Genomic DNA, 284 nt, shown 5'->3' on the forward strand with positions numbered 1-284 from the left:
GCGACGTCGAGCACGAGCAAGACGGTGATTATCGACAAAAGCAGCCGGCCCGATCACGACGTGGACTACCTGTTCGGCCAGGTGTCGATCGACAAGCCGTTTGTCGACTGGAGCGGCAACTGCGGCAATCTGTCCGCAGCGGTCGGGCCGTTTGCGATTAGCGCCGGTCTGGTCGACGCGAGCCGCATTCCGCGCGACGGCGTGGCCATTGTGCGCATCTGGCAGGCCAATATCGGCAAGACGATCATTGCGCACGTGCCGATGACAGACGGCGCGGTGCAGGA

General features: G+C 63.4%; 1 protein-coding gene. It reads left to right on the forward strand.

Annotated features, from left to right (window positions below; translation table 11 throughout):
* Nucleotides 1-24: 24 nt before the first annotated feature.
* A partial coding sequence (locus EN859_RS37470; protein WP_281015689.1) for a PrpF domain-containing protein occupies nt 25-284 on the forward strand: 260 nt, incomplete at its 3' end.

Source organism: Mesorhizobium sp. M00.F.Ca.ET.216.01.1.1, from assembly GCF_004010325.2.
GTDB lineage: Bacteria > Pseudomonadota > Alphaproteobacteria > Rhizobiales > Rhizobiaceae > Mesorhizobium.